Genomic DNA, 8,852 nt, shown 5'->3' on the forward strand with positions numbered 1-8,852 from the left:
CTCACGGTAGGTCACGAACTTCTCGGCATTTTTCGCACAGAAAGCCACCTGGTACTCATGGGAGCGCTGGAAGATTGCCCACCAGTCGCGACCCTGACGGTCTTTTTGCCCCCGCAAATTAATATAGCATGGTGTCATCTGTGCCCAAAAGGCGGGCACAGCGGGGTTCTCGGTGAAGCTCAGTGCATCCCACGAGGCTTGTGGCAAAGGGTGGGTTGGCGTACCCAGTGCCAAGAGATAGAGGTAGCTTGCCTCCGTGTAGCCACTCCAGCGCGCCTCTAAAAAGCCCGACTCAGGCTTCCAGCCCATGCAGGGGGCAAGATTTTTGCCCCCGTTTTGCATCCAGCGCCAGTCGGCGCGGGCCACGAGAGCATCGGCGAGCTCGGCATGTTCCCCTTTAAAATAGCGCCCAGCGGCTAGGGCTCCCAGAAAGAGCAAGGTGGAGTCAATGGACGAGAGCTCGCAGCTCCAGACCCGCTTTCCGTTGCGCCAGTCTATAAAGTGGTAGAAAAAGCCATGTTCGTGGGAGAGCTGATTGCTCAGAAAATGCAGGGTAAGAAGGGCACGTTTCTGCGCCTCAGCTTTCTTGATCCAGCCACGGCTTGCCGCGATGGGGAGTGCGGCAAGTGCGTAGCCCGTGGCGGCCACTGAGGCGACTGTATAGTCATCAGCCTTCCCTATATTTTTTGCCCGGTCTTTAGTCAGGCCCGTCTGAGGATTTGTCTCCTGCCAAAAAAACGTAAAGGCCCGCTGGGCGAGCGTTTCAAGTGAGAGGTTAGTCGTCGTCATCGTCGAAGGGCTCATCATCGGCTGCACCAGAGGTATCGGTGTAGTGGCTGATCTCCTCGCCCCGGAAGACCGTGATCAGAAAGTCCTCACGGTCGAAGTTAGGCAGATAGGACTGCGCAATATCATCGTCAATCTGCGCGATCAGGCCCTCTTCTTGCTCGATGGGGAGATCCGCTTCTAGGATCAGAGTGCCGTGGATGGTGTCATGGGCATAGTGCAGGTCAATCTGCCCAATGCGCCGGTCGTCGTCCCAGATGAGATAGACCTCGCTGCTCTGAGTGCGGACAAGCCGGATGAGTTTATAGTTTGTGGGGACGCGGTCTTCATTCATGCCAGACAAAATAATACCGCCGGGCGAAGGTTTTCGCCCGGCGGTACGACTTTCTTTTTTACGCCATGCCGGGTTCGAGGCGTGTAGGCCGTGAGCTGGCAGGTCGCGTCGCGGAGGGTTCGCTAGGCTCCGAGGGAGCAGGCGGTGCGGGTGGCTCCTGGGGCTTGCTTGGCGGCTCGGGCTTTCGTCCCCCGATACTGGGAGCGATAGCGTCCTGAATCAGGGCCAGGAACTCGTCGCGATCCAGTGTCTCTCGCTCAATCAAGGCATCTGTCAAGCGATCTAAGACAGTCCGGTTAGTGCGGAGAATATCCTCGGCGCGCTGGTAGTTGCGGTCAATGATATTCTGGATGTCTTCGTCCACGATCTTGGCGACTTCATCCGAGTAGTCTCGCTCTTCCATTCCTCCGCTGCCACCGAGAAAGCCATTGCCATGACGCTTGCCAATCCGGCGGTTGCCTAGGCGCTCGCTCATCCCGAACTCACAGACCATTGCTCGTGCAATCTCGGTGACCTGCCCAAGGTCATTGGAAGCGCCCGTATCTAGGCCACCTTCCTGACCATAGGCTAGGATCTCTGCGATTCGCCCGCCCAGTGCCATGGCGATCATGTCCTCCATTTCGGCCTTGGTCTGGTTGTAGCGATCCTCCGTGGGTAGAGTGATGGTCACGCCCAGCGCCCGACCACGTGGCAAGATTGTCACTTTATGTAGGGGGTTCGCATTGGCTAGAAGCTCGGCGATCAGGGCATGGCCCGCCTCATGAACGGCGGTGCGGCGCTTGGCGACTGCGGTCATCAGGCGGTTCTTGCGTGCCGGCCCCATCATCTCGCGGTCAATCGCCTCTTCAAACTCGGACATGCCGATCTTGGTTTTCTCGCGACGAGCTGCGAGAATCGCAGCCTCATTGACAAGGTTGGCTAGCTCGGCACCCGCAAAGCCCGGCGTACGCTTGGAGATGCTCTCCAAGTTCACGTCATCGTCCATCGGCTTACCACGCGTGTGGACACCGAGAATCGCCTCGCGGCCCTTGGCGTCCGGCGCATCCACCACCACACGGCGGTCGAAACGTCCCGGACGAAGCAGCGCGGGGTCGAGCACATCAGGGCGGTTGGTGGCGGCGATCAGGATCACACCAGAGTTGGGATCGAAGCCATCCATCTCGACTAAGAGCTGATTGAGGGTTTGCTCACGCTCATCGTGGCCGCCGCCCCAGCCCGCACCGCGCTGGCGACTGACGGCATCAATCTCGTCAATGAAGACCAGTGCCGGACGATTCTGGCGAGCCGTATCGAAGAGATCACGGACGCGGGAAGCGCCCACTCCGACAAACATCTCGACAAAATCTGAGCCTGAGATATGGAAGAAAGGAACCTGCGCCTCGCCTGCAATGGCCCGAGCCAACAGGGTTTTACCCGAGCCAGGAGGGCCTAGTAGCAGAACTCCCTTGGGAATCTTAGCACCAAGCGCCTGGAACCGACGAGCGTTCTTGAGGAAATCCACGATCTCCTGGAGCTCTTGTTTAGCTTCCTCAACGCCCGCCACATCGTCGAACGTCACCTTGGGGACGTTCTCACTAGGCCGACGATGCTTCGCTTTGGTGAAGTTCATCGCCTGATTGTTGCCGTTTTGGGCAGCGCGGCTAAAGATCATGTAGATCACACCGGCTCCGATAACGAGAGCGAGAATGGGCAGGAGCGAGGCGAGGACGTAGTCCATCGGGCCTTCAGGCTCCCAGCCAAATGCCACCCCTTTTTCACTCAGGAGCTTGGTGAGGCGACTGCGTTCTGGCTGATCGGGGGGGAGCGCTACCTGGAAGTCCAGCTTATTGCTCACGGCACCGGGGGCATTGGTATGGAACTTACCAATAAAAGTGCCCTTATGGAACTTCCCAGAAGCGACGATCTTGCCCTGATTGATTTTTTCCAGGAACTCGCTATACTCAAGTTGCTGTGGCGCGTTAAACCAGGGGAAAGACGTGCGCGAGAGTGGCCCCTTGAGTAAGAAGAAACCCACGGCGATCACGGAAACGACCAGCAAACCCAGTCGCAAAATACGGTTCAAACGGAAAGCCTCCTCGGGGTACGGGGGCGCTCAAAACGCCTCAGCAACCCCGCCAACAGTACGGGCATTATACCACGCAGGGATTATCGGGCTCAGGGATGTTTCTCTCCACTGTCCGCCCTAACTTGATTAACAGTACGTTATCTAAGGTGCTACGGTTCCCGAAAGGGTACACTGTGCCTTGTGCAAGAGGCTTTTTTTGTGCGTAGTGCCTCACCAGGGGCCGTTTTGCGCTTTCTGGAGCGCTTAGCGCGGCGTGGTGAGCCACTTCCTATGGAACTTCTGATCTCGGATGCGATTGGAGAGCGGCTGTGGCGGGCGCTTCCGGTTGCGGGTTTGGAGAGTGTCGCTCCACGCCTCGCTTTGGCTTTCTCGTCGGATGTCTTTCATCTGCAGCTCACTCCCACGGGAGGGATATGGACACGCTATGAGGGCGAGGGCGCGATGGAGTCTGGAGTGCTGACGAAGAAGCGTCTCTGGGAGCAGGACTCGCCTGTCGAGCGCTGGGCAAGACAGCATGGCCTCCCGCTCACCCGCCTGACACGCCCCCCAAAAACACTGGACTACGAGACGGTCGCGCAGCTTGACCAGCGTAGCCTGCTTTTAGAAGACACCCCGCGCCTCTATCGCTTCGCGCTTCAGGCGATACAATAATCCTCGATGAACGTTCTTCTAGCGGGTCCGCGCGGCTTCTGTGCGGGAGTGGATCGGGCGATTGAGATTGTGGAGGTGGCGCTGGAGGTCTATGGTGCGCCGCTCTACGTGCGGCATGAGATCATCCACAACGAGCACGTGGTGAGCCGACTGCGCGAGCGTGGCGTGGTCTTCACGGACTTTCTGAGCGACGTGCCGTCGGGGAGCAACCTGATCTTCTCAGCGCACGGTGTCTCCCCCGCCGTTCGCGAAGAAGCGAAAGAGCGGCAGCTCAATGTGATTGATGGCACCTGCCCGCTCGTCACCAAGATCCACTTAGAGGTCCATAAGTTCCTCAAGCGCGGCTACGGTATCTTCTTTATCGGCCACCGGGGCCATGTCGAGACCGAGGGCACGATGGGCGAGGCTCCCGGAAAGCTGATCTTGGTCTGCGAGGAGCACGAGGTCGCCCACCTGCCCGAGCCGCCTGACGAAAAACTGATCTACTTAACCCAGACCACCCTCTCGATTGACGAGACACGCGGCATTGTGGACGCACTCAAGGCACGCTTCCCCAGGATGGAGAACCCGCCGTCGTCGGATATCTGCTACGCCACGCAGAACCGCCAGGATGCCGTCAAGGTGCTCGCGAAGAAAGCCGACACGATCTTGGTCATCGGCTCGCAAACCTCCAGCAACTCCCGGAGCCTCCGCCAAGTCGCCGAGGCCCACGGTACCCGTGCGTTTCTCATTGACGACGCCAGCTTCCTCACCGACGAAATGCTCGACGGTGCCCAGACCGTCGGCGTGACCTCCGGCGCATCCGCTCCCGAGGATATTTTCCAGGGCGTTGTCGAAGCGCTCAAAGCCCGCGGCGCGACAAGTGTTGAAGAGTTCGTCGTGCTTGAAGAAGATGTCGAGTTCAAGCTCCCGCCCGGATTGGTGCAGCTCCAGCGGTTGCTGCCATCTCACCGCGCCTAGGACGGAGATTGTCCTCGCTTTTTGGGTACAATCACTCTATGAAACGCTACGATATTGACCGCGAGCGGAGGATGGCCTGGTTCCGCGAGGCCCGATTTGGGATGTTTATTCACTGGGGACTCTATGCCGTGCCGGGCGGGGTCTGGAAGGGCCGCGATATCGGCGGGGTGGGGGAGTGGATCTTTAACTCCGCACAGCTTACGGTCGCCGACTACGAGCCGCTCCAGTCGCAGTTCAACCCGGTGCAGTTCAGTGCCAAGGAGTGGGTGCGAACGGCCAAAGACGCAGGGATGCGCTATATCGTCATCACCAGCAAGCACCACGATGGATTTTGTTTGTGGGACTCCAAGCTCACGGACTGGGATATCATGGGCACTCCGTTTAAGCGCGATATCCTTAAAGCGCTCGCCACCGAGTGTCATAAGCAGAAGATTCGCCTGTGCTTCTACCACTCCATCATGGACTGGCACCACCCGGACTACCTGCCGCGCCGGGGCTGGGACAAGCGCCCGACGGCTGAGGCGAATTTTGGTCGCTACATCGAGTACATGAAGGGGCAGCTAAAAGAGCTTCTAACCAACTACGGCCCGATTGGCATTGCCTGGTTCGACGGCGAGTGGGAGGGCACCTGGACCCACGATAAGGGCGAGGATCTCTACAAGTTCGTGCGCTCGCTCCAGCCCAGTATTATTGTCAATAACCGGGTGGATAAGGGCCGACAGGGCATGAAGGGGATGACCAAGGGGGATTTTGCGGGCGACTATGGCACGCCCGAGCAGGAAATTCCTGCCAATGGCTTTGGTGAGGGCGTGGACTGGGAGTCGTGCATGACCCTCAACGACACCTGGGGCTTTAAGACCAAGGACATGAACTGGAAGTCCGCTGAGACACTGCTTAAGAACTTGATTGACTGCGCTAGCAAGGGCGGCAACTACTTACTTAATGTCGGGCCAACGCCGGAGGGCACGTTCCCGAAGCCTATCGTAGAGCGCCTAGAAGTGATGGGTGGATGGCTCAAAACGCACGGTGAGGCGATCTATGGCACGCAGGCCAGCCCGTTTCCCAAGCCACTCCCCTGGGGCCGCGTGACGCGCAAGGGCAACAAGCTCTATCTCCATGTTTTTGATACCACCCAAGCGCAGATCATCCTGCCCGGCCTCAAGACCAAGCTCAAGGGTGCACGGACACTGATGGGTTATCCTAAGACCGGTGCCTTCACAATAGATTCGCTCGGCAATCGCTCTGGCTCTCTCACATTGGGCAAGGCTCGTATGCCCATTCCTGCGGTTGGTAGCCCGGAAGGGGTGAGGATCACCCTCCCCGAAGCCCTCAAAGGCCAGCTCCTTCCTGTGATCGTGCTGGAGTTTGATGGAGTGCTTGTTGTGGAACCTCGGCAGTTTCTCTCTGCTCCCATAAAATAGACCTTTTTGTAACTAAATAGCCTCCCTGAGTGTTCTTGGTGGTACGATGCTCGAACTTAAAAATCTGACCAAGCGCTATGGGGAGAGAGTGGCGGTAGATCGCCTCTCGTTCTGCGTGAAACGGGGGGAGCGCTTTGGACTGCTCGGCCCCAACGGTGCGGGCAAGACTACGGCTATCTCGATGCTGGTCGGTGCCCTCAAGCCCGATAGCGGCGAGATTCTCTTCCACGGTGAGCCGCTCTCCGGTGAGAGCGACCCGCTGAAGAGTAAGATCGGCTACGTGCCTCAAGAATTGGCGCTCTACGAGGATCTCACGGCGGTGGAGAATCTGCGCTTTTTTGGCGCTATCTATGGCTTGGGAGGAGCAAAGCTCACCGAGCGTGTGGATGTTGCACTAGAGGTGGCCGGGCTAACCGACCGGGCAAAGAGTCGGGTGCGTACTTACTCGGGTGGGATGAAGCGCCGCCTGAACCTGGCTGCGGCGCTGCTCCATGAGCCTGAGCTGCTGGTACTGGACGAGCCCACGGTGGGCGTAGACCCGCAGAGCCGCAATGCGATCTTTGAGGCGCTTGAAAAACTCGCTCAGAGTGGGCTGACCCTGCTCTACACCACGCACTACATGGAAGAAGTCGAGCGGCTCTGCGAGCGAATCGCCATTATGGACCAGGGCCAGATTGTCGCCGAAGGGACGCAGGCTGAGCTTCGTGAGCTGCTGCCAACCACCCAGAGACGTGCGATTACGCTGGAGGCCGACGAGGTGCTCTTAGAGCTTTTAAGATCCCATGGTCTGAGCTGGCAAGAGGCCACGGAGCGCGGTGGGCTGGAGTCTGTTTTTCTGCATCTGACCGGAAGGAGCCTGCGCGACGCATGAACGCTGTTTTTCGTACGCTGGTTGGCAACGACCTGCGCCTCTTTTTCTCCGATAAGCGGGCCATGATCGCCACGATTTTTATCCCGATCATGCTGGCCTCGTTCTTTGCCATGATCTTTGGCGGAGGCGGCAGTGGCAAGAAAGCCGCTATCACCGTTTTGGTCGCCGACAATGATCAGAGCCCTGTCTCGCAAAAGATCATCGCGGGTCTCAAGACCGATGAGAGCTTTAAAGTCTCTGCAGCCAGTGAGGCTCAGGCGCGAGAAGCGGTTGGTAAAGGCAAGGTATCGGTTGCACTGGTGATTTCCAAAGACTTTGGCACGCAGTCCGCAAGCGCCTTGTTCAACCCGGCTGCCCCGCGTCCCAAGCTCACGTTTCTCTACGACCCAGCGCACAATGCGGACTTACAGATGGCACGAGGCCTGATGACCCAGCAGGTGATGCAGGTTGTAAGTCAAGAAGCATTCGGTGGAGCAGGCGATGCAGGTGGTGGTATGTCCGCTCCTTGTGAGATGGAGAGCGAGGCCATGGTTGCTAAGAGCGCCAACGAGCCCACAGATGCGAGCGGTGGAAAAGCAGGCGCGACCCATGTCTTTATCGGGATGGGCGTTCAGGGCTTGCTCTTCTTCGCCATAGACTTTGCCATCGGAATGGTGCGCGACCGACGGCTCGGGCTCTGGAAGCGACTGCGGGCCGCGCCGCTCTCTCGCCTGCTGATTTTAGGAAGCCGCTGGATCTCCTCAAGTATCATCGGGCTGGTCGTACTCTCGGCAGTCCTGACGTTCGGAGCCCTGTTCTACGAGATTCGAATCAATGGCAGTGTGATTGGCTTTGTTTTGCTCGCCGTGGCTTCGTCGCTGATGGTGGCTGCCTTTGGAATGCTTATCGCCGCGCTGGGGCGCACCGAAGGGCAGTGTCGGGCATTTGCCGTTCCCGCCGTGCTGACCATGAGCTTTCTCGGGGGAGCGTGGATCCCGACGTTTATGATGCCCGCTTGGATACAGCCTGTCTCACTGATTCTCCCGACGCGCTGGGCGGTGGATGGCTTTGATCTGGTCACCTGGCGCGGCTTAGGACTTGTCGAAGTGCTCCCCTCACTGGGAATCGTCTTAGGGTTTGCCGTCGCCTTCGCCGGGTTTGCCCTTGCCCGCTTCCGCTGGGAAGATTGAGATGGGCTCAGGAAAGCATCGCTTGATATTGTGTATAGAGCCCCTCGACGCAGCGTTCCCAGGTATATAATGCGGCTCGCTTGAGTCCACGCTCCCTAAGCGTGGCATACAACGTTGCATCACTTAAAAGGCTCCATACTGCAGTGGCAATGGCCTCAGGGTCTTCCGGGGGAGCGTGGAGACCCGCATCACCGACCACTTCAGGAAGACTAGTAGTATTGGAGACAACCACCGGAGTGCCACAGCGTAGTGACTCCAGCGGCGGTAATCCAAAGCCTTCTGCACGAGAGACAAAGAGAAAGACGGAAGCACCCGAGTAGATCGCAGGTAGGTCCGCATCTTCCACGAACCCTGCAAATCGAATAGTCTGTGCCACCTCGACGGGTAGATCCGCGAGCAGCTTCTCATGTTCGGCAGAGCGCCTACCAATGAGCACAAGAGGAGGTGTTTGACGATGTTCTTGGTAAAGTAATGTATATGCCGCAAGCATATTAGGTAAGTTCTTATGAGGGGAGAGACTTCCTAATCCAAGGAGATAATCTCCCTGGGGCAGGTTATAGCGATCTCGGATGAGATCAAGTTCCGTAATATCTCT

At 58.2% G+C, this 8,852-nt stretch carries 9 protein-coding genes; 5 read left to right on the forward strand and 4 right to left on the reverse strand.

From position 1 onward, the window contains the following. The 3 genes from RMO15_RS29325 to ftsH all read right to left on the reverse strand — a co-directional run. Positions 1-789 (reverse strand): glucoamylase family protein (locus RMO15_RS29325; protein ID WP_309721479.1); only part of this gene is annotated, 789 nt, incomplete at its 3' end. Then, positions 776-1,120 carry a hypothetical protein gene (locus RMO15_RS29330; RefSeq protein ID WP_309721482.1) on the reverse strand — a complete coding sequence of 115 codons (345 nt, stop codon included), beginning with the start codon at positions 1,118-1,120 and terminating at the stop codon, positions 776-778. The genes RMO15_RS29330 and RMO15_RS29325, both read right to left, overlap by 14 nt. A 58-nt stretch (positions 1,121-1,178) precedes the next feature. Then, a complete protein-coding gene (gene ftsH / locus RMO15_RS29335; RefSeq protein ID WP_309721484.1) occupies positions 1,179-3,182 on the reverse strand; it encodes an ATP-dependent zinc metalloprotease FtsH in 2,004 nt (667 codons plus the stop codon). Positions 3,183-3,365: 183 nt separating this feature from the next. Here ftsH and RMO15_RS29340 point away from each other — a divergent pair, with 183 nt between their 5' ends. From RMO15_RS29340 to RMO15_RS29360, 5 genes are read left to right on the forward strand one after another with little or no spacing between them, the layout of a single operon-like run. Further along, positions 3,366-3,836, forward strand: a complete 471-nt coding sequence (locus RMO15_RS29340) for a hypothetical protein (RefSeq protein ID WP_309721487.1) — start codon at positions 3,366-3,368, stop codon at positions 3,834-3,836. A 6-nt stretch (positions 3,837-3,842) separates the two neighbouring features. Then, a complete protein-coding gene (gene ispH, locus RMO15_RS29345) occupies positions 3,843-4,796 on the forward strand; it encodes a 4-hydroxy-3-methylbut-2-enyl diphosphate reductase (RefSeq protein WP_309721490.1) in 954 nt (317 codons plus the stop codon). Positions 4,797-4,834: 38 nt separating this feature from the next. Then, on the forward strand, positions 4,835-6,217 hold the full coding sequence (locus RMO15_RS29350; protein WP_309721493.1) for an alpha-L-fucosidase: 1,383 nt from the start codon (positions 4,835-4,837) through the stop codon (positions 6,215-6,217). A 46-nt stretch (positions 6,218-6,263) separates the two neighbouring features. Then, complete coding sequence (locus RMO15_RS29355) at positions 6,264-7,088, forward strand: ABC transporter ATP-binding protein (protein WP_309721496.1); 825 nt, start codon at positions 6,264-6,266, stop codon at positions 7,086-7,088. After that, complete coding sequence (locus tag RMO15_RS29360; RefSeq protein ID WP_309721498.1) at positions 7,085-8,257, forward strand: ABC transporter permease; 1,173 nt, start codon at positions 7,085-7,087, stop codon at positions 8,255-8,257. The genes RMO15_RS29355 and RMO15_RS29360 overlap by 4 nt, the downstream gene beginning before the upstream one ends. Before the next feature lie 7 nt (positions 8,258-8,264). On the opposite strand, the gene RMO15_RS29365 is transcribed toward RMO15_RS29360, so the two are convergent. Continuing rightward, positions 8,265-8,852, reverse strand: a 588-nt coding sequence (locus RMO15_RS29365; protein WP_309721501.1) for a glycosyltransferase family 1 protein, incomplete at its 5' end; no start/stop codon positions are given.

Source organism: Armatimonas sp. (assembly GCF_031410135.1).
GTDB lineage: Bacteria > Armatimonadota > Armatimonadia > Armatimonadales > Armatimonadaceae > Armatimonas.

Coding starts and splice junctions, on each gene's coding strand:
- RMO15_RS29360 (WP_309721498.1), top strand. CDS start 7,085: ATGAACGCTGTTTTTCGTACGCTGGTTGGCAACGACCTGCGCCTCTTT.
- RMO15_RS29350 (WP_309721493.1), top strand. CDS start 4,835: ATGAAACGCTACGATATTGACCGCGAGCGGAGGATGGCCTGGTTCCGC.
- RMO15_RS29330 (WP_309721482.1), bottom strand. CDS start 1,120: ATGAATGAAGACCGCGTCCCCACAAACTATAAACTCATCCGGCTTGTC.
- RMO15_RS29355 (WP_309721496.1), top strand. CDS start 6,264: ATGCTCGAACTTAAAAATCTGACCAAGCGCTATGGGGAGAGAGTGGCG.
- ispH (WP_309721490.1), top strand. CDS start 3,843: ATGAACGTTCTTCTAGCGGGTCCGCGCGGCTTCTGTGCGGGAGTGGAT.